We start from the raw sequence: 19,298 nt of genomic DNA, 5'->3' as shown, positions 1-19,298 counted from the left end.
CTATCATTTATCAATTATTCTACTGATACCGTTACATTCACATTCATACCTGCGCGCAATCGATCTTCTATTTTCTGGTCTATATTTACAAAATTTATCTTTACAGGTAATCTTTGTACCACTTTCACAAAATTTCCGCTGGCATTATCTGGAGGCAAAATAGAAAATGTAGAACCAGTTGCGGGTGAAAATGAACTTACCACGCCTTCAAATTTTTTGTTTGGGTAAGCATCAATATCGATTTCTACTTTCTGGCCTTCTAGCATTTTAGAAAGTTGCGTTTCTTTGAAATTGGCGACCACCCATTTGCTATTGTCTAAAACGATACTAAATAATTGCGCGCCCGCTTGCAAAAACTGCCCTTTTTGAATCGGTACTTTTGAAACAAAACCATCTGCTGGAGCTGTAATTACGGTATAAGATAAATTTAGTTTTGCATTTTCAACATCTACTTCTCTCTGTTTTGCTACAGAAGTTGCCACAGCAATTTGCTCTGAACTTGCTGCAGTTTGCGAATTTACAACGCCTTGTTGCTGTGCAATTTGATTTCTTTGGTCTATGAGCACTTTTAATTGTGCATCCGCCGTTTGCTTGGCTGCCAAAGCCACATCATACTGTTGTTGAGTGATGCTATGATCTTTTATTAAATTTGAATATCTGGCTAAATCTTGTGATGTTCTTCTTACATTCACTTTTGCAGCTTCAATTTGCGAGGTCGCAGTTATAACAGCGGCACGTGACGTATTAATATTTTTCCCAGTTGCGGCAGAAGCAGCTCTTGCACTTGCAATGTTGCTTTGCGCCGTTCCCAGTGCGGCTTCCGCTTGATCTAGCATTAATTTTTGATCTTTGTTGTCTAAAATAATCAAAGTATCCCCTTTTTTCACAAACTGATTGTCTTTTACTTTCACTTCAGAAACATAGCCAGAGATTTTCGAAATTACCGGACTTAAATTAGCCGCAATTTGCGCATCATCTGTTTCTTCATGTGCTTGGCTATATTTGTAATACCGGTAGCCAAAAAAACCTCCTACTAAAATTATCGCTCCAAAAATTATCGGAAAAAGTATACTTTTTTTCTTTTTCGCTTTTGGGAACAATTCATCTTGCAATTCCTCTTTTTCGTTAATATTTTCCATTATAGTTTATTTCTTTTTTTTATTATTTATTAATTAAAATTCCACTAGTTTGCAAAAGTTTTCTATAAGCCAAAGCGGCGTCTGCTTGTGCATTTGCAATATTTACATCCGTAGAAATTTTTGCTACATTGGCATCCAATAGATCTGTGATTGTGGCTAAACCATTGTCGTATTTATTTTTTACGATTCTAAAATTTTCCGCTGCTTGTTCTTGCGCTTTTTTATAAACTTCAATTTTTTCTTTTGCAAAGTTTAAGTTTAAATAATCTCTATTAATTTCTAATTTAATTTGATCATTTAGTAAATCATTATTTGCTGCCAATTCTGCTTCCATTGCTTGTGATTTACTGTAAGCCGAATTTTTCTTCCAAAGATTCGCGAGGTTATAATTAATGCCTACACCAATATTTACCACATTATACGCCGTTAAAATTTTAGGAACATCTGCGGCAATGTAACCGCCTGTTAACGCGACACTTGGTAAATTTTCCGCTTTTGCAGATTTTGTTCCTAATTCTGCTGCTCTTCTTTGTAAAGTTAAAGCCTGCAAATCTTTGCGATTTTGTTGTGCTGCTTTCAGATAATAATCTACAAAATTTACGTCGTTTTGCTCCGAAATATAACTATCATCAACCTCTAGAGCCGTGCTTTCGGGCAAACCAATCAATAAATCCATATTAATTGTTGCAATGGAATAATTATTTTTGGCTTCTAACAGTTGTAATTCAATATTTGAAGTTTGAAGATTGGCCTTCAACCGATCATTTCTAGCAAGAAGACCGTTATTTTCTAATTTTAAAAAAGTTTCATCGCGTTTTTGCGAAGCCGATAAATTTTCTTGTAGCACTTTTATGGCTTGGTGGGCTTTAAACAAATTATTGTAGGCCTGCGCAATATTATAAGAAACGGCTTGCTCATTATTTTCGTTTCTAAGTTTAGCGGCTTCTACTAAATACTCTGCCGATTGAATGCCGTATTTTATTCTTCCGCCAGCATAAATGGGAAGAGACAAATTGGCTTGCGCAAGCATTGCAGAAGATGGACTTGGTGCGCCGCTTCCGGAACTAGAATTCAAAAATTTTAAATCTACATTTGCATTTCCTAATCTTAAATAAGAGGCAGATAATTTAAAATCTGGCAATTGGCGATTTTTAGCTGCCAACAAATCTGCTGTTGCCTCCGAAATTTTCGCCGCGTCGATTTTTAAATTTTTACTATTTTTCAGGCCCATTTCTATGGCTTCGTCCAGAGTGAGCAATTTGGTTTCTTGCGCACCCACGAATGAAATGCCCAGAAACAAACTAAAAGCGAATAGGCTTTTATTAATTTTCTTCATAACCCAATAGGTTTTTTAAAACTTGTTTAATATGTATATTTAATTCTGCGTAATAATTATCATCAAAAGTAGTGTCTGAGGCTGTTTTCTTGTAATATTCCTTGTACATTGGCAGACCATTCATTGCGTAAAACATCGTCCCAATTAAAGTGGCATGCAAAAGAGCAATGTTTGGGCGGAGTTTAAAAATTTTATTTTCAAATCCTTGCTTTGCTAAATCTTCATAAACCTTTAAATAACCTAATTTTGAATTTTTAAGATATTTAATAATTTGCTCGTTTTTATTCGTTAATTGTTCTGTTTGCAGGATATTATAAAAAACCTTCAATTCGCGCACTCTACTTGTATAGCGATCGATTATTAAAGAAATTTTTTGCCATTCATTGATGTCTTGGCGTATCAATATCTCATCTAAAAAAGATTGGCTTTCTGCCATTCTCATATCAAATAGACTAACGAGCAGGTTTTCTTTAGAGCCAAAATAGTAGGAAATCATAGAAATATTAACGTTTGCTTCTCGCGAAATTTCTCTCGTAGAAGTCTTCTCGAAGCCTTTTTCGGAAAATAATTTCTCCGCTGCAAATAAAATATTGTGTTCTTTTGAAATCATCTTTTGATTTTTTTGACGGTGCAAAGTTACAAAATAATTAAGCAAATCAAACGTTTGATTGATTTTTTTTAATTAAATTTTTAGTCGTTAATTTTCCTTGGATAATCAACTTAAATTTATTGACAAGAAAATCTAATGAATGTTACGCCGTGCGATGTATAAAACGCGTTAATTTTATACCTAAATCTGTCCAAACGATTTTAGAATTGGCGTTTCTAGTTAAATGATAATCTGCTTCAGAAATTTCTTCTAAAATAGATTCTATATTTTTCCCGTGGATGAAGTTGGCGAAACTTTCCCATTTAAAGTTTCCTTGTGCAATTTTTTTATAGACTAAATTTTCAGCGCCATAATTTTGCATCAAAGCCAAACGAAACATTTCTGCACAATAATCGAGAAACTGTTTCTGTTTTTCCTTATTCCAACCCGCAATATTTCTACCCCACTTCACAATATCCTTTAAAACTTGTGGTTTCTTTTTGGCCTGAAAAGCAAAACGAACCCAATTCACAAAAAGTGTTTCAAATTCTGAAACAGATTCATTTGCACTCAATAAACTTTGCGCAATATTCCAATTACCTTCCGCCGAAAAAATAATTTCATCTATTTTTTCTTCCGAAACAGTAGTTCCTTTTAATTTTTTTCTAATCGCTTCATCAGAAATTCTTGGCACTTCTACCAACTGGCATCTTGAAAAAATAGTTGGTAAAATATCTTCTGCACTTTCTGCAATTAGAAAAATAAGTGTGTTTTTTGGCGGTTCTTCTAGGAATTTTAAGAATTTATTAGCAGCGGCTGTATTCATTTTGTCGGCTTGCCAAACGATTAAAATTTTTGTGCCACCTTCAAAACTTTTAAGAGAAAAATTATTGTTTTGCTCTTCCACTTCATCAGCGGAAATAAAAAGTTGCTTGTTTTGTGAATCTAAAATATCTTTCCAATCATTGAAATCGGCGTAAGGATTTTCTAAAATCATTTGCCGAAATTCTGGATATAATCTTTTGCTTAGTGATTTACCATTTTCAGAAAATACTGGGAAACTAAAATGAAAATCGAGATGATTAAGATGTTCCACCTTTTCTGCGGACGATTCTTTCTCTGCCGTAAAAATTTCTTTAGCATAACTTAAAACCAACGGCAAAACACCGTAACCTGCATTTCCAACGAACAATTGAGCATGGCTAACTCGCTTTTCAGCAACACTTTCTTTTAAAATAGTTTGCAAATTTTCTTGCCCAATGATTTTTTCCCAATCCATTTTTCAAAGATAAAGTTTATTGTAATAATGTCAATCATCTATTCGTCTATCATCCATTTGTCTATTTCCCTGAAGTATGATAATAAGCCAACATTTTATAGTACAATTTTGCGGCAAGAAATGCGCTTGGTTTTGGCATTGGAGAATCCATTAATTCCACAATATCAAAAGCAACGACATTGCATTTTTCGAAAACTTTTTTTAATAATTCTAAAGTTGGATACCATTGCAAACCTCCCGGTTCTGGTGTTCCTGTTGAAGGACAAATCGATGGATCGAACGCATCTAAATCTATCGTGATGTAAACATTTCCTGAGACTTTTTCCAAAACATCATCAATCCAATCTTCTTTTTTTGCAATTACATGCGCCCAGAAACATTGATCTTCATTCACATATTCCATCTCTTCAACGTCGCAAGAACGAATTCCAACTTGAACTAGATTGTGTTTCTGGCTCGCTTCAAAAACCGCACATGCGTGATTAGAAGTGGAACCGTGATAATCCGGCCGCAAATCTGTATGCGCATCCAATTGCAAAACAGTTAAATTTTCAAATTTTTCGCCTACTGCTCTTATCGAACCAATGGAAACCGAATGTTCGCCACCAAAAAGTGTGAACAATTTTCCCTCATTCTCCAAAAGTGATTTTGTTTTTTGATAAACGGCTTCTGTCATGGCTTCGGGCGAAGATTTTTCAGAAATTTCTCCTGCAAGAAAAACACCTTCTAAATACGGTTCTGTGGAGGTTTCAATATCATACAATTCCATATTTTCTGAAGCGTCTAAAAATAATTCTGGTCCTTTGTCTGCGCCTTTTCCCCAAGTTGAAGTTCCGTCATAAGGAACAGTTACGAGCATTACTTTTGAGTTTTCTAAAGTGGCGTTTTCTTCTGGAATTCCGGCGTAGGTTTTTGTCATGATTGATTGTTGATTGTTGATAATTGATTGTTTTGCAAAGGTAAGAAATTTGTAATTTTATCCCCTATTTTGGTAAACATTAAAGAAATAGAAAACGATCATAATAAATATTGGAAATGGAAAATTTTCTATTACAATCCCGAAGACAAAAGACTTTTTCCACCTAAAAGGAATCCGGCTTTTGGATGGACCATTAATTTTGCCAACTGGAAATCAATTTTTGCATTTGTTTTATTGCTTGCTTTTTTTGCTTTTATATTAGGAATGATAGAATCTAGATCCTAAAAGGTTAACTATCCTTGTCAAGGTTTTGAACCTTGACAAGGATAGTTGCGTGGGATGTTAACGTCTGTTTTTTCTATTTGTCGATTCTTTTCAGAACCTTGACAATGATGAAACACGGAAAAACTTCATCAAAGACTTTTAACTTTGGCGACACCGAATCTTCGATTTGATATTTTGGAAAAAGAAATAGTAGAAATTTTAAAAAAACTATTTTTGCAAAAAAAAACAAATGCAATTAAAAGCAGTACTTTTCGATATGGACGGCGTGATTGTAGATACAGAACCGCTTCACAGAAAAGCCTATTTCAAAACTTTTGAAGATTTAAACATTAATGTTTCCGAGGAATTTTACAGTTCTTTTACTGGACTTTCTACCAAAAAAGTCTGTGAGATTTTGAAAACTACATTTGATCTTCCTATTTCTGCGGAAGAGATTGCATCCATAAAAAGAAAATATTTTAAACATTTTTTTGATCATGATACCGATTTTGATTTGCTTCCTGGTGTTTTACATTTAATAAAAAATTACCACGAAAATAGCATCAAACTCATTTTAGCATCTTCTGCTAGTGAGAACACCATCAATTCGGTTTTTGAAAAATTTAATTTAAACTTCTATTTTTCTGGAAAAATTAGTGGCGACAGCTTAAAAGAATCTAAACCCAACCCAGAAATTTTTGAAATCGCTGCGAAATTGTCTGGCGAAAAAAAGGAAAATTGCATCGTCATAGAAGATTCCACTAACGGAATTTTAGCGGCACATCTTGCAAATATTTTTTGTGTGGCTTACAAAAGTGAGCATTCTAAAAACCAAAATTATGAGAAGGCGAATTTGGTGATTTCCGATTTTAGGGAAATTGAAACTGAAAAAATGTTGAAATATTTTTGAATTTTTAAATGAATTTTTACTTTTTAAGAACCTTGTCAAGGATAAAAGCGCACGCTTCCCTTCGAAAGGCAAAATACCTGAACTTTTAGCCCCGATTGAAACGGCATCCTTTTTTGGCGCGATCCGCCAAAGGCGGAGAAGCGGCAAAAAAGATACAGTGGAAAGCGGGACCAAATAAACTAAGAAGCGAAATTGTGTTGCTTCTAATTAATACCCCAAAATTTTCAAAACATCTTCTGCTTTTTGCTCTTCGCGGAAGACTTTGTAGGTGAAATTTCCGTCTTGGTCTTTGTCTATTAAAATATGTTTTGGTTGCGGCATCAAACAGTGGTGAACGCCGCCGTAGCCGCCGATGGTTTCTTGGTATGCGCCGGTGTTAAAAAACCCAATGTACATTGGTTTTGTATCGGAAAAAACGGGTAAATAAATGGCATTTGTGTGCTGTTCAGAATTGTAGTAATCGTCTGAATCACAGGTTAATCCGCCCAAGAAAACCCGTTCGTAAGTATCTTCCCAACGGTTTAAAGGTAACATAATAAATTTGCGAGAAATGGCCCAAGTATCTGGCAAAGTCGTCATAAATGAGGAATCTATCATATTCCACTTTTCGCGGTCATTTTGGCGTTTTTGCGAAATTACTTTATAAAGATGACCACCACTTTCGCCGACGGTGAAACTACCAAATTCTGTATAAATATTGGGTTCTTCTACGCCTTCTTCTTCGCAGAATTTTTTTATTTGAGACACAATTTCATTCACCATATATTGGTAATCGTATTCAAAATTTAGCGAAGTTTTTATCGGAAAACCGCCGCCAATATTTAGACAATCTACTTCTGGTGCAATTTTTTTCAAACGGGCGTAAACGCGCAAACATTTGTACAATTCATTCCAATAATATGCGGTGTCTTTTATGCCAGTATTGATGAAAAAATGCAGCATTTTTAAGCGTGCATTAGGATGTTCTGCAATTTTTTGGGAATAATAAGGGATAATATCTTTGTAACCAATACCTAATCTGGAGGTGTAAAATTCAAATTTTGGCTCTTCTTCTGCTGCAATTCTGATACCGATATTAAAATTAGAATCTATACTATCCGTCAATTTATCCAATTCACGATAGTTATCTAAAATGGGAATAATGTTTTCAAATCCATTATTGATTAAATCTGAAATTTTTTCTAAATAATCGTCTGTTTTAAAACCATTGCAAATGACTTCTACATCTTGTTGAACTTTACCATTTTGATACAAGGCTTTTACGATATCGATATCATACGCAGAGGAGGTTTCTAAAGAAATATCGTTTTTTAAGGCTTCTTCAACTACGAACGCAAACTGGCTAGATTTTGTGCAATAGCAATATCTATAGCCTTTTTTATAGTTGTTTTTTTCGATGGCTTCTTTAAACCAGGCTTTTGCGCGCTCGATATTCATCGAAATTTTTGGTAAATAATTAAATTTCAGAGGCGTTCCAAACTGCTCGACGACTTCCATCAAAGGAATATCGTGAAATTTTAAACTATTTTCTTCTACGTTGAATTCTTCTGTGGGAAAATATAAAGTTTGGTCTATTAATTCTGAATATTTAATTTTCATTCTAGGATGCCGTATTTTTTAGGGTTGAAACGTCTTTGCAAAAATCGTGAAAAAAGTTGGGTTTATTTTAAAAGTTTGTAAAAATTTTTAAATCACTTCTATAGGCTATTTTGACAACATTATTTATTGTAATTTAAAACGAAGACCATTTAAGCAAGTTGAAAATCTTCTGTAATAAAAGCTTAATGCTGCAAAAAAATAATTAATTCTCCGTTTTCAAAATTTATTTCGACTTGGTCTTGAACCGCCAGATTTCTCGTTCCGATTCGGCTTTGAAGGTTTAGATTTTCATTATTTAATTGCCATTTTAAACCTATTGTACTTATATTTTCTGCAATAGGAAACGGATAAAGCGAAATCATTTTATCTTTTACATTTTCTAAAACCAAATGTTTTGGCGAAAAAAAATAAGTTGAGAATTCATCAAAAAAAGTGATTTTTAGTCTTTCTTTAAATAAAAAAGCCACACTTAAATTTCCTAGAAAATGATCCATTTCGCCGCCACTTCCGCCGTAAACCTGAACTTCTGAAATATTTTTTTCTTCTAAAATTTCTAATGCTTTTTGGAAATCAGTTTTATCTTGATTGGGCGTTTCTATGATTTCAAATTTATAAATTTTGTCACGCTGAGCTTTTCGAAGCGCCTCATATTCTTCGACAAGTTCAGCATGACAATGCGAATCAAAATCACCGGAAATAAAATCTAATTTTTCCAGGGGAAAATTCTTTTCTTTTAAATAATGAAAAGCGCCGTCTGTGCAGGCAATCAAAGAATAGTCTTCTGTTTTAGGAAGATTTTTTGGTGGAATTCCGTTGATGAAAAGAAGGGATTTCAATTTTTTAATTGCAATTTGCGGTGTAATAATCAAAAACTTTTACAGGATCATATTTTACATTGAATGTTCCGTTATTGATGTCTGCAACTAACTTTGGGCACAAATCTTTAAAAATAACTTTTGCATTCTTTTCTAAATTTTTGTCTTTCCCAATTCTCACGGTAATGCCTGAAGTTTTATTAATATCTCCCAAAAGTTGTGCAACATCTTCATTTTTTTTCTTGACAACAAAGAAAGTATAAGAATCCGTAACATAAAAATTACCTCGCGTTGCAATTTTAAAATCGTCTTCATAAGTAAAAGTAGCAAGTAAATCTGCATCTTGTCCCGCTTTGACGAAAATCATCGGTGTCCAGATATCTTCATAATTTAAAACTAATTTCTTATTGAATTTGCCTAAATCTTTTTTGGTTTGGTTAAATTCTTCCATCGTTGGTTTTACGAAAACCAGTTTTACAGGCTGATCTTTTCTGTTAAAAACCGACATTTCTTTGATTTCGTCTTTTGAAAAGGCCTTGAAAGAAGATTTTTTCTTTTTTTTACCATTATAAAGGTTAATTTTAAAAAGATCAGCAGAACTTTTATCTAAATCTGATGCTTCCATTGCAAATGTGTAGCCTGTTTTTACACTTCCATCATTAAGAACCAGTTTTGTTTTAATTTGTGAAAAAGAGAAGTTTGCTGCAATTAAACTGCAAAGAATAAGTAGTTTTTGTTTCATGTTTTAGTTATATATTAGTTAATTATCTATCATTCGGGTTCCAATATTCTTCAGTTTCATTATTTAATTTTGAAACAAAACGCGCCAAAACAAAGAGATAATCTGAAAGTCGGTTTAGATATTTTATTAATTCTGGGCGAACGGGTTCTGTTTCATTTAAGAAAACCAAACTTCTTTCTGCTCGTCTGCAAACGGTTCTTGCAACGTGAAAAGCTGTTGCAGAAACTCCGCCGCCGGGAAGTATGAAATATTGCAAAGGTTCTAATTGCGTTTCCATTTCGTCCATCCAAATTTCAAGTTCTTCAATTTCTTTCTCAGAAATTACTAAACTTAACCTTGAATTTCCGTTGGCTAAAGTTAATTTATCGGTCGGTGTTGCTGCTTCTGAACCAACGGTAAAAAGGTTAAACTGAATTTTTTTTAATTGATTTAAAATATTTTCGTCAGAAATTTGCGCTTTTGCAACACCAATAAAACTGTTTAGTTCATCGATGTTTCCGTAAGAATCAACTCTCGCAGAAGATTTGGAAACGCGTGTTCCGCCGTAAAGTGAAGTTTCGCCGTTGTCGCCGGTTTTGGTATAGATTTTCATTAAATGAGATTTGAGATGTGAGACCTGAGATTTGAGACTTATTAAATTTTATAATTAAAATTTAAAATAAGTCTTATATTTTTTCAAACTTAAAGTTTTCGCCTAAATAGGCTTGTCGAACATCTGGATCGTTCGCTAAATCTTCAGGCAAACCTTCTTTTAAAATTTTACCTTCAAACATAATATAGGTTTTATTTGTAATGGCTAAAGTCTGTTGCACATTGTGATCGGTGATTAAAATACCGATGTTTTTCTCTACCAAAGAGCGCACAATTTTCTGAATATCTTCTACCGCAATTGGATCAACGCCAGCAAAAGGTTCATCTAATAAAATAAAATTGGGACTTGTTGCCAAACATCTTGCAATTTCGGTTCTTCGTCTTTCACCGCCAGAAAGCAAATCGCCGCGGTTTTTGCGAACGTGTTCCAAAGAAAACTCTTCAATGAGTTCGTCTGTTTTATATTGTTGCTCTTTTTTGGATAATTTTGTGAGTTCTAAAACGCCTTTAATATTATCTTCTACAGACAATTTTCTAAAAACGGAGGCTTCTTGTGCGAGATAACCAATTCCCATTTGTGCCCGACGGTACATTGCATCTTTGGTAATATTTTTATTATCTATAAAAACATTGCCAGAAGTGGGTTTTACTAAACCTACTATCATGTAAAAAGAGGTAGTTTTCCCAGCGCCATTTGGCCCCAACAATCCTACAATTTCGCCTTGCTGCACTTCTAAAGTAACGCCTTTCACAACTTTTTTTGAGCCGTATTCTTTTATTAAATTTTCTCCGCGTAAAATCATAAAGACAAAGATAATATTTTTTACAAGTCTAATTTTAACTAAAATTTCATTTAACTAAATATTAAGACTAATGAAAGGAAAAAATGCCTAAATTTGTTTTTATTGAGGTTTAAAACGCAATATTTAGCAGCCCGGCTTGAGTGGAGCTCTCCGCCGCGGCGGAAGCGGGAACGGAAGACGGAAAAAACTGCCCAAAAAAAACACTGAATTAAATATCTTATAAAAAATAATTATTATGGAAAAAATCCCGAGTGTAGATCTAAGAGATTTTCTTTCTGAAGATGCGAAACGAAAACAAAAATTTGTAGATGAAATCGGTAAAGCTTATGAAGAAATTGGCTTTGTTGCACTTAAAGGACACTTTTTAGAGGAAAAATTAGTGGAAGAACTTTATACAGAAGTAAAGCATTTTTTTGAATTGCCACTTGAAGCCAAAGAAAAATATGAAATACCGGAAATTGGCGGACAAAGAGGTTACATCAGTTTTGGAAAAGAACACGCAAAAGGACGATCAACAGGTGATTTGAAGGAATTTTGGCATTTTGGTCAATATGTAGATAAAGATTCTAAATGGGCGAAAGAATATCCGGATAATGTTGAAGTAAAAGAATTACCAAATTTCAACAAAGTGGGAAAAGAAACCTATCAAATGCTTGAAAAAACTGGAGTTTATGTTTTGAGAGCTTTGGCTTTGTATATTGGTTTAGACGAATTTTATTTTGACAAATTTGCTAAAGACGGAAATTCTATTTTAAGACCCATTCATTATCCGCCGATTACAAGTGAGCCAAAAGATGCGGTGAGAGCCGCTGCGCACGGCGATATTAATTTAATTACGCTTTTGATGGGCGCTCAAGGAAAAGGTTTGCAAGTGAAAAATCATAAAGATGAATGGATTGACGCGATTGCGCAACCCGATGAATTGATGATTAATGTGGGCGATATGCTTTCTAGATTGACGAATAACAAATTAAAATCTACGATCCATCAAGTGGTAAATCCGCCGCGAGAAATGTGGGGAAAATCTAGATATTCTGTGCCGTTTTTTATGCATCCGGTAAGTGATATGCCTTTAAATTGTTTGCCAGAGTGCATTGATGAAGACCACCCGAAATTGTATGAAGATATTACGGCGGGCGAATTTCTACACGAAAGATTGGTGGAATTGGGATTGATTAAGAAATAATTTATTTAAAATAAAAAAAGACGAATTAACTTTCGTCTTTTTTTGTTATAGGTAATGAAGTGATTTTTTAATGTTTATTTCTAAAGAATCACATTAATCATATTTTGCTGCATATTTCATTAAATCTGGATAAAGCCGATCACCTGGTTTAAAATATAATTTTATTAAAGTTCTTAAGTCTTCAATTTTAAAATCGGTCTTAAAAACTTTAGAATAAGTTACATTATCCTTGGCCATTTCGTTCTCATCTGCCTGAAAACCTTTTAAATAGTCACCTTTAGCACTATAATACAAAATAAAATTATCTGGTGAGTAGCCATTTTTACCTTTTATAATTCTTGCAGTTTTTCCAGCAATCAAATTCAAAACCAAATCATCATCTTTCGAATTATAATCTAAGGTTATGACGGCATCGTATTCGGCTATTTTTGTAGTAGCACCACCGTCGAGAGAATATTTAACACGAACTAAAGCAGGTTTCTTTTGATTTAATCCTTCAAATTTTTCTGAAATGAAGATAAAATCATAATGCGTCCCATTACTGGCGGTCCAATTATAAAAATCTACAACATCAACATTTTTTAATTGAGCATTAAAAATTGAAAAGAATGCCAAAAAGATAAATAATACAAATTTTTTCATAGCAAAAGTATTTGTATCAAATATAAAAAAAATTGCTTTATATAAAAAACCTGGTTTTAATTGTTGAGTAAAACAGCAGCTTCCTTCGCTGCATAGGTGAAAATCATATCTGCACCTGCTCTTTTTATGCATGTTAAACTTTCGATAATGGCTTTGTCGTTATCTAGCCAACCATTTTGTGCAGCGGCTTTTAGCATTGCATATTCGCCGCTCACATTGTAAACTGCAATTGGCAAATCTATGGATTCACGCACTTTAGACACAATATCTAAATATGGCATTCCTGGTTTTATCATAATAATATCTGCGCCTTCAGCGACATCTTTGTAAACCTCATCTAAGGCTTCACGAGAATTATGAAAATCCATTTGATAGGTTTTTTTATCTTTTGGAATATCTTGATTATCGACTGGCGCACTGTCTAAAGCACTTCTAAACGGGCCATAAAAGGAACTCGCATATTTTGCAGCATAACTTAAAATTCCCACATCGGTAAAATTATTTTCTTCCAACGCTTCCCTCATCGCCAAAACTCTGCCGTCCATCATATCACTTGGCGCTAGAATATCTGCACCGGCTTCTGCTAAAGACAAAGACATTTTCACCAATGCCTCATTCGTAGAATCATTATCAATTTTTCCATCTTTTATAATGCCGTCGTGGCCATAAATTGAAAATGGATCGAGCGCCACGTCGGGCATAATGATCATTTCAGGAACAGCATCTTTTATGGCTTTAATGGTATTTTGCATTAAGCCATTTTGGTTCCACGCCTCTTTTCCTGTATTATCTTTAAGATTTTCTGAAACTTTCATATAAAGATTTACAGCCTTTACGCCCAAAGAAAAAAGTTCTTTGCATTCTAAAATTGTTAAATCTAAACTGCGGCGGAAAATTCCAGGCATTGAAGAAATTGCTTCTTTTTTCCCCGAACCTTCCATCACGAAAATGGGCATTACAAAATCATTTGTGGTAAGAACCGTTTCCTGCACTAAACTTCTTAAAGTTTCGCTGGTTCTTAATCTTCTATTTCTTGAATAAATTATCATTTTTGGTATAATTTTTGAGAATTTTGTACAAATTTAAAAATACTTTATTTAAAAAACTATTGCAAAATAAATTCTTAAAGTATATATTTGTACTAATATTCTATTTATAGATCATTAATGAAAAAACTTCTACTTTTAATTCTTTTTTCAGCAACATTTACTTTCAGCGTTAAGATGAAAGCTCAGCAAAGTGCAAGAGACATTTCATCTTCTGTGCAAAAAAGTGATGATGGCGTTTTGCAGGCATTTCCAAATCCCGCAAAAGATTTTATTATTTTAAAGTCTAAAGATTCTAATTTAAAAATAAAAACTGTCACTTTCTACAGTATTCTTGGGGTGCAAGTGGCGCAATATAATATTAATATGAATTCTGCGCAGATTAATTTAGATAAATTAAGACCAGGAAAATATCTTATGAAATATGTGATGAGCGACGACACTCAAAAAGTTACTCAGATTATAAAACAATAAAAAAGGCTTCATTTTTGAAGCCTTTTTTTTATTCTTTCTTAAATTATTTATTTAATAATTCTCTTCACTTTTTTGATTTTCTAATAACGCTTTAGCAGAAGAAGTCCCAATTCTTTTCACTCCCAGATTAATCATTTCTACAGCGTCTTCGTATGTTTTCACACCGCCTGCCGCTTTTATTGGTAGCCCGCCAGAATTTTCTAAAATTATTTTTATGCCCTCAAAAGTTGCCCCGTTTGGTTTTCCGTTTTCTGTTTTATAGAATCCTGTGGAAGATTTAATGAAAATATTTTGAAGCAAATTTTCTTCAAAATTTTCTTTAGCCCAAGTAGAAATTTTCTGGCATAAATCTGCAATTTGCTCATTATTTAAGGCCGCAATTTCAATAATCCATTTTGCGATTTTATCATTTTTTAAAGCCAAAGAAGTGCAATTTATAAATTCACTTTTCACTAAATCTAAATTTCCTTTTTTAAATGCTTCATAGTTAATAACGAAATCCAGTTCATCTGCGCCGTCAGAAATGGCTTTTTCTGCTTCTTCTAATTTTTCATTTTCTGCAAAAGTGCCTTCAGGAAAACCAATTACAGTTCCTAGTTTGACATCAACGTTTTTAGAATCTAAATAATTTCTAATTTCTTTCACAAAATCTGGACGAATCATCACGGCAAAAATATGATTTTCGATCGCTTCATCCGTTAAATTTTTTAGAATTGAAAGTGTTTCCTCTTTTGTGATTGCTGCTTGCTGTGGGGTTTTTAGATAAGTAGAATCTAAATATTTTTGTAATTGCATGATATTTTTATAATTATTTATTCGTTTATTTTAAGTTTAACCAAAACTGGAAAGTGATCGCTGTAACCGCCCAAATATCTGGTTCCAGCATAAGTTCGAAAAGGTCTTCCGTGAAATTTACGGTCCCAACTTCCTAATTTTATATTGTTAAAAACAAAAGCCTTCTCAAAATTTATCGGATAATTTGGCGTGAAAAATTCTGAACTTAATAATATTTGATCAAATAAAAGTCCGTCTGAATTATGAAAAGTTGAAAATTGTTTATTCCTAAAAAGTTCAGAAAACGGATTTATCATTAGTTGGTTTTCTCCATTTGAACTAAAATTTTCAAGCAAATCATCATTTGCATTTTCATTAAAATCGCCCATCACAATAAAGGCTTCCGCGTTTTCTTGTTTTTCTTTTAAAATTCTTTGTTTGATATTGTTTAAAATATATTGGCGTTTTGGTTTATTAATATCTTTATCTCGTTTTGAAGGCAAATGAACCACATAAAAATTGATGATTTTATTTTTAAATTTCACTTTGCAAAACAAAACATCGCGTGTTGTATCAAAACTTTCATCGCCAGGATTTTCAAATTCAAAAATAAAACTGATGGGTTCTGAATCTAAAATTTCACATTTGGTTTTGTCATAAAGCAAGGCTACATCAACTCCACGCTCATCCATAGATTCATATTGGATGAAAGCATAATTATTTTCGAAAACGGGTTGCTTAATAATATCTTCTAAAACCGAGTCTGAAGAAATCTCTGCAAGACCAATAAAAACGGGTAAATTCTGATGTTCCTCTTTTACCAATTCTAAAACGTGGGCAATTTTTTTAATTTTATTCTCATACCTTTTTTCATCCCAATTTCGTAAGCCAGAATCTGTGGGATTTAGAATATGCTGCGCTTTCTCATCAGGCGGAAAAAGATTTTCTACATTGTAAAAAAAAATAAGTTCTTCTTGGCTTTGGTTGGGCATTTGGCAGTGATTTTTACCATTAAGGCTAATAAAAAATTAAATTAATTCAGAATTAAAAAAACTTTTTAAATTATTCAAAAATAAGGTTTTTCAAAATATAAATTTAACTAATATCGTTTGAATAATTATTTAATTTCTAAATTTGAAAATATCAAATTTAATAAATGAATTTAGTGAAATTTTCCTTTGGTTTTATTTTAATGCTATTTTTATTTTCTTGTAATAGAAGTGAAAATTCTCCGCAAAAAACGCCAGAAAACAATTCTAAAATTTTAGAAATAAAAGGTGCCGAACTTTCTTTTTTACCAGAAATAAGAGCGAGTAATGAGGTTTTTTATAACCAAAAAAATGTTGCAGAAGATATGCTCACTACTTTAAAAAACGCAGGTGTAAATACCATTCGCTTAAGACTTTGGGTAAATCCAAGCACTTCAAATTCAAGTTTTGAAAGTGTGAAAAATTTAGCCCAAGAAATAAAAAATAATGGTTTAAAAGTATTGTTAAGTGTTCATTATTCTGATACTTGGGCAGATCCTGCTCATCAAGTGAAACCAAAATTATGGGAAAATGATGATTTTGAAACTTTAAAAAGCGATGTTTACAATTACACTAAAAAAATTGTGCAAGAAATTAATCCAGATTATATACAAATTGGGAACGAAAATAATAACGGTTTTCTTTTCCCAGAAGGCAATATAAATCAATTTTCACAATTTAAAGCATTACTAGAGAACGGTATTTCGGCAGTTAGAAATACCAATTCTTCAACAAAAATCATCATTCATTTTGCGGGTTTTGTTGGCGCTGAAAATTTTTATTCTCAAATTTCTGATGTAGATTTTGATATTATTGGGCTTAGTTATTACCCAATGTTTCATGGTAAAAATTTATCCGTTTTACAAAATAATTTAACCCAAATCTCTGAGAAATTTAATAAACCCATTTGCATTGTAGAAACTTCTTATCCGTTTACTTTTGGCTTTAATGACGCTACAACTAATATAATTGGTGATAATTCGCAAATAATTTCAGATTTTGCAGCCACACCAGACGGACAAAAAGCCTATCTTTTAAAAATAAAACAAATTATTTCTGATGTTCCGAAGGGCATTGGTTTTTGTTATTGGGGCGATGAATGGACGGCTTTTAAAGGGAAAAATTCTACCAACGGTTCTTCTTATGAAAACCAAGCATTTTGGGATTTTAATAATAAAGCGCTTCCAGTTTTAGATGTTTATTAATAAATTTTATTCTAGCAAATCTGGCCTTTTTTTCTTTGTGATTTCCACGGCTTGCTCGTGTCGCCATTCTTCAATTTTAGCAAAATTTCCGTTCAATAAAATTTTAGGAACTTCTAAATTTTTATAAATTTCTGGTCTCGTATAAATGGGTGGCGAAAGCAAATTGTCTTGAAAACTGTCCGTCAACGCAGATTGCTCATCGCTAATTACGCCAGGAATTAAACGAATAATAGAATCTGCCAAAACGCAAGCGGCTAATTCTCCGCCTGTTAAAACAAAATCACCTATAGAAATTTCTTTGGTAATATGCAACTCGCGAACACGTTGATCGATGCCTTTATAATGACCACAGAGAAAAATTAAATTTTCTTTTAAAGAAAGTGTATTTGCTATTTTTTGGTTTAAAGTTTCGCCATCTGGTGTGAGGTAAATAATTTCGTCGTAATCTCGCTCAGATTTTAATTTAGAAATACATTTATCAATCGGCTCAATCATCATCACCATTCCTGCGCCGCCACCGTAAGGCGAATCATCAATTTGTTTGTATTTATTGGTAGAAAAATCGCGCAATTGGTGAAAATAAATTTCAACTAAACCTTTTTCCTGCGCTCTTTTTAAAATAGACGCTTGAAACGGACTTTGCATTAATTCTGGCAAAACCGTTATTATATCAATTCTCATTGTTCTGTATCATTATGTTGAGTAGGAATTATAATCAACCTTAAAGAAGAATCTTTGTTGATGTAACTCCACATCCAATTAAAAAAAATAGCTAATTTATTTCTTACACTCAATATTAACATTAAATGCAAAAACATCCAAAAATACCACGCCAAACGACCTTGAAAAGAAAATTTTGGTAAATCTACAACTGCTCTATGCTTCCCAATTGTAGCCAAGGAACCTAAATCTTCATATTCATATTCTCGCCAAGATTTTTTGTCTTTTTTTAAGAAATTATCTGCTAAATTTTTGGCTTGATTAATAGCAACATTTGCAACTTGAGGATGTCCTTTTGGATATTTTGGCGTTTCCATATATGCAATATCTCCGATGGCGTAGATATTTTCAAAATTTTTTAATTTATTAAATCGATCTACAATGTAGCGGTTTTTCACCATATCGCTTTCCGAAAAACCCTTTAAAATATTGCCAGTTACACCTGCTGCCCAAATCACATTGTTAGAAGGAATTGTTTTCCCCGAAGCCAGAAAAACTTTGTCGCCATCATAATCTGTAACGCGCTCTCCGTTCATAAAATTAACGCCAAGATTTTTTAAATATTCTTCAGATTTATTTTGAGATTCTGCACTCATATTCGCCAAAGGCTTTTCTGTGGAACTGATGAGAATAATTTGCAATTCTTTAAAATTCATGTGCGGATAATCTCTCGGCAGAATATTTTTTTTCATTTCAGAAAATGCGCCTGCTAATTCTACGCCAGTGGGCCCGCTTCCAACAATTACAATGTTCCAGTTGCCATCGTCGGTGCGTTTTTTTTCAATAATTAGTTTTTCGAAAGTTTGTAATACGTGATTTCTAATACTGATTGCTTGCTGCGTATCTTTCATTCCAAAAGTTAGATGCTCCATTTTTTCGTTACCAAAAAAATTGGTTTTGCAACCCGTTGCAATTACGAGTTTGTCATAATTAAAAGTGCCGTCTTCACAAATCAATTTATTCTCTTCTGGAATAACCTCTAAAACCTCAGTCATCCGAAACTGAATATTTCTAGATTTTTGAAATATTTTTCTGAACGGAAAGGAAATGTTTGAAGGTTCTATGCGCCCACAAGCGACTTGATAAAACAATGGCTGAAACATGTGATGGTTCACTTTATCAATCATCATCACTTTTTGCCCAGATTTATTATTGAGTTTTCTGGCAAATTGCAAACCAGCAAATCCGCCACCAACGACTATTATTTTTTCGCGCATCATCTTATTGAGATTTCACA

The 19,298-nt window shown here is 33.1% G+C and carries 21 protein-coding genes; 5 read left to right on the top strand and 16 right to left on the bottom strand.

The annotated features are described in order from the left end of the window. Positions 1–14: 14 nt before the first annotated feature. The 5 genes from C4S29_RS14080 to speB form a co-directional block, all read right to left on the bottom strand. Positions 15–1,139 carry an HlyD family secretion protein gene (locus C4S29_RS14080; protein ID WP_103914747.1) on the bottom strand — a complete coding sequence of 375 codons (1,125 nt, stop codon included), beginning with the start codon at positions 1,137–1,139 and terminating at the stop codon, positions 15–17. A gap of 22 nt (positions 1,140–1,161) precedes the next feature. Next, on the bottom strand, positions 1,162–2,475 hold the full coding sequence (locus C4S29_RS14075; protein ID WP_103914746.1) for a TolC family protein: 1,314 nt from the start codon (positions 2,473–2,475) through the stop codon (positions 1,162–1,164). Next, complete coding sequence (locus C4S29_RS14070) at positions 2,462–3,085, bottom strand: TetR/AcrR family transcriptional regulator (RefSeq protein WP_103914745.1); 624 nt, start codon at positions 3,083–3,085, stop codon at positions 2,462–2,464. Before C4S29_RS14070 ends, C4S29_RS14075 begins: the two co-directional genes overlap by 14 nt. 142 nt (positions 3,086–3,227) lie before the next feature. Further along, positions 3,228–4,343 (bottom strand): DNA polymerase III subunit, encoded by a 1,116-nt coding sequence (locus tag C4S29_RS14065; protein ID WP_103914744.1) that lies wholly within the window; start codon positions 4,341–4,343, stop codon positions 3,228–3,230. Between the two features lie 61 nt (positions 4,344–4,404). Then, positions 4,405–5,262, bottom strand: coding sequence for an agmatinase (speB, locus tag C4S29_RS14060; protein WP_103914743.1), 858 nt, complete (start codon positions 5,260–5,262; stop codon positions 4,405–4,407). 27 nt (positions 5,263–5,289) lie between these two features. Between speB and C4S29_RS14860 the strand changes: the two genes are divergently transcribed. Continuing rightward, positions 5,290–5,547: a DUF5808 domain-containing protein gene (locus tag C4S29_RS14860; RefSeq protein WP_317045081.1), complete on the top strand. Its 258-nt coding sequence runs from the start codon at positions 5,290–5,292 to the stop codon at positions 5,545–5,547. A gap of 229 nt (positions 5,548–5,776) precedes the next feature. Further along, positions 5,777–6,436 carry an HAD family hydrolase gene (locus C4S29_RS14050; protein WP_103914742.1) on the top strand — a complete coding sequence of 220 codons (660 nt, stop codon included), beginning with the start codon at positions 5,777–5,779 and terminating at the stop codon, positions 6,434–6,436. Positions 6,437–6,643: 207 nt separating this feature from the next. Here the strand turns inward: C4S29_RS14050 and C4S29_RS14045 are convergent, their stop codons facing one another. The 5 genes from C4S29_RS14045 to lptB all read right to left on the bottom strand — a co-directional run bounded on the left by C4S29_RS14045 (position 6,644) and on the right by lptB (position 10,986). Then, complete coding sequence (locus C4S29_RS14045; protein ID WP_103914741.1) at positions 6,644–8,035, bottom strand: type III PLP-dependent enzyme domain-containing protein; 1,392 nt, start codon at positions 8,033–8,035, stop codon at positions 6,644–6,646. Between the two features lie 182 nt (positions 8,036–8,217). Beyond that, positions 8,218–8,871, bottom strand: coding sequence for a thiamine diphosphokinase (locus C4S29_RS14040; RefSeq protein ID WP_103914843.1), 654 nt, complete (start codon positions 8,869–8,871; stop codon positions 8,218–8,220). Positions 8,872–8,875: 4 nt separating this feature from the next. Next, positions 8,876–9,592 carry a hypothetical protein gene (locus C4S29_RS14035; RefSeq protein ID WP_103914740.1) on the bottom strand — a complete coding sequence of 239 codons (717 nt, stop codon included), beginning with the start codon at positions 9,590–9,592 and terminating at the stop codon, positions 8,876–8,878. 22 nt (positions 9,593–9,614) lie between these two features. Continuing rightward, positions 9,615–10,184, bottom strand: coding sequence for a cob(I)yrinic acid a,c-diamide adenosyltransferase (locus C4S29_RS14030; protein WP_103914739.1), 570 nt, complete (start codon positions 10,182–10,184; stop codon positions 9,615–9,617). Positions 10,185–10,257: 73 nt separating this feature from the next. Next, positions 10,258–10,986 (bottom strand): LPS export ABC transporter ATP-binding protein, encoded by a 729-nt coding sequence (lptB, locus tag C4S29_RS14025; RefSeq protein WP_103914738.1) that lies wholly within the window; start codon positions 10,984–10,986, stop codon positions 10,258–10,260. A gap of 235 nt (positions 10,987–11,221) precedes the next feature. Here lptB and C4S29_RS14020 point away from each other — a divergent pair, with 235 nt between their 5' ends. Beyond that, on the top strand, positions 11,222–12,172 hold the full coding sequence (locus C4S29_RS14020; RefSeq protein WP_103914737.1) for an isopenicillin N synthase family dioxygenase: 951 nt from the start codon (positions 11,222–11,224) through the stop codon (positions 12,170–12,172). Positions 12,173–12,265: 93 nt separating this feature from the next. Here C4S29_RS14020 and C4S29_RS14015 read toward each other — a convergent pair whose 3' ends face one another. Continuing rightward, the gene (locus C4S29_RS14015) at positions 12,266–12,814 is read right to left on the bottom strand and encodes a hypothetical protein (protein WP_103914736.1); all 549 of its coding nucleotides are present in this window, start codon (positions 12,812–12,814) and stop codon (positions 12,266–12,268) included. A 56-nt stretch (positions 12,815–12,870) separates the two neighbouring features. Then, the gene (gene hemB, locus C4S29_RS14010) at positions 12,871–13,863 is read right to left on the bottom strand and encodes a porphobilinogen synthase (protein ID WP_103914735.1); all 993 of its coding nucleotides are present in this window, start codon (positions 13,861–13,863) and stop codon (positions 12,871–12,873) included. Between the two features lie 117 nt (positions 13,864–13,980). Here hemB and C4S29_RS14005 point away from each other — a divergent pair, with 117 nt between their 5' ends. Then, on the top strand, positions 13,981–14,334 hold the full coding sequence (locus tag C4S29_RS14005) for a T9SS type A sorting domain-containing protein (protein WP_103914734.1): 354 nt from the start codon (positions 13,981–13,983) through the stop codon (positions 14,332–14,334). A gap of 51 nt (positions 14,335–14,385) precedes the next feature. Here the strand turns inward: C4S29_RS14005 and deoC are convergent, their stop codons facing one another. Then, a complete protein-coding gene (deoC, locus tag C4S29_RS14000) occupies positions 14,386–15,132 on the bottom strand; it encodes a deoxyribose-phosphate aldolase (RefSeq protein ID WP_103914733.1) in 747 nt (248 codons plus the stop codon). A gap of 14 nt (positions 15,133–15,146) precedes the next feature. Further along, a complete protein-coding gene (locus C4S29_RS13995) occupies positions 15,147–16,100 on the bottom strand; it encodes an endonuclease/exonuclease/phosphatase family protein (protein ID WP_103914732.1) in 954 nt (317 codons plus the stop codon). A 164-nt stretch (positions 16,101–16,264) separates the two neighbouring features. Between C4S29_RS13995 and C4S29_RS13990 the strand changes: the two genes are divergently transcribed. Then, a complete protein-coding gene (locus C4S29_RS13990; protein ID WP_103914731.1) occupies positions 16,265–17,341 on the top strand; it encodes a glycoside hydrolase family 53 protein in 1,077 nt (358 codons plus the stop codon). A gap of 6 nt (positions 17,342–17,347) precedes the next feature. Here the strand turns inward: C4S29_RS13990 and trmD are convergent, their stop codons facing one another. Next, positions 17,348–18,022 carry a tRNA (guanosine(37)-N1)-methyltransferase TrmD gene (trmD, locus tag C4S29_RS13985; RefSeq protein WP_103914730.1) on the bottom strand — a complete coding sequence of 225 codons (675 nt, stop codon included), beginning with the start codon at positions 18,020–18,022 and terminating at the stop codon, positions 17,348–17,350. After that, entirely contained in the window at positions 18,019–19,278 is a 1,260-nt protein-coding gene (locus C4S29_RS13980; protein ID WP_103914842.1) for an NAD(P)/FAD-dependent oxidoreductase, read from the bottom strand. The genes trmD and C4S29_RS13980 overlap by 4 nt, the downstream gene beginning before the upstream one ends. Positions 19,279–19,298: the final 20 nt, after the last annotated feature.

The organism is Halpernia humi (genome assembly GCF_900108025.1).
Classification (GTDB): Bacteria; Bacteroidota; Bacteroidia; order Flavobacteriales; family Weeksellaceae; genus Halpernia; species Halpernia humi.
Note: the sequence above shows the minus strand (reverse complement) of the source record. Positions and strands in the feature narration are given on the sequence as shown.

Coding starts and splice junctions, on each gene's coding strand:
- hemB (WP_103914735.1), bottom strand. CDS start 13,863: ATGATAATTTATTCAAGAAATAGAAGATTAAGAACCAGCGAAACTTTA.
- C4S29_RS13990 (WP_103914731.1), top strand. CDS start 16,265: ATGAATTTAGTGAAATTTTCCTTTGGTTTTATTTTAATGCTATTTTTA.
- C4S29_RS14015 (WP_103914736.1), bottom strand. CDS start 12,814: ATGAAAAAATTTGTATTATTTATCTTTTTGGCATTCTTTTCAATTTTT.
- C4S29_RS14020 (WP_103914737.1), top strand. CDS start 11,222: ATGGAAAAAATCCCGAGTGTAGATCTAAGAGATTTTCTTTCTGAAGAT.
- lptB (WP_103914738.1), bottom strand. CDS start 10,986: ATGATTTTACGCGGAGAAAATTTAATAAAAGAATACGGCTCAAAAAAA.
- C4S29_RS14050 (WP_103914742.1), top strand. CDS start 5,777: ATGCAATTAAAAGCAGTACTTTTCGATATGGACGGCGTGATTGTAGAT.
- C4S29_RS14045 (WP_103914741.1), bottom strand. CDS start 8,035: ATGAAAATTAAATATTCAGAATTAATAGACCAAACTTTATATTTTCCC.
- speB (WP_103914743.1), bottom strand. CDS start 5,262: ATGACAAAAACCTACGCCGGAATTCCAGAAGAAAACGCCACTTTAGAA.
- C4S29_RS13980 (WP_103914842.1), bottom strand. CDS start 19,278: ATGCGCGAAAAAATAATAGTCGTTGGTGGCGGATTTGCTGGTTTGCAA.
- C4S29_RS14030 (WP_103914739.1), bottom strand. CDS start 10,184: ATGAAAATCTATACCAAAACCGGCGACAACGGCGAAACTTCACTTTAC.
- C4S29_RS14035 (WP_103914740.1), bottom strand. CDS start 9,592: ATGAAACAAAAACTACTTATTCTTTGCAGTTTAATTGCAGCAAACTTC.
- trmD (WP_103914730.1), bottom strand. CDS start 18,022: ATGAGAATTGATATAATAACGGTTTTGCCAGAATTAATGCAAAGTCCG.
- C4S29_RS14065 (WP_103914744.1), bottom strand. CDS start 4,343: ATGGATTGGGAAAAAATCATTGGGCAAGAAAATTTGCAAACTATTTTA.
- C4S29_RS14075 (WP_103914746.1), bottom strand. CDS start 2,475: ATGAAGAAAATTAATAAAAGCCTATTCGCTTTTAGTTTGTTTCTGGGC.
- C4S29_RS14080 (WP_103914747.1), bottom strand. CDS start 1,139: ATGGAAAATATTAACGAAAAAGAGGAATTGCAAGATGAATTGTTCCCA.
- C4S29_RS14005 (WP_103914734.1), top strand. CDS start 13,981: ATGAAAAAACTTCTACTTTTAATTCTTTTTTCAGCAACATTTACTTTC.
- C4S29_RS14070 (WP_103914745.1), bottom strand. CDS start 3,085: ATGATTTCAAAAGAACACAATATTTTATTTGCAGCGGAGAAATTATTT.
- C4S29_RS13995 (WP_103914732.1), bottom strand. CDS start 16,100: ATGCCCAACCAAAGCCAAGAAGAACTTATTTTTTTTTACAATGTAGAA.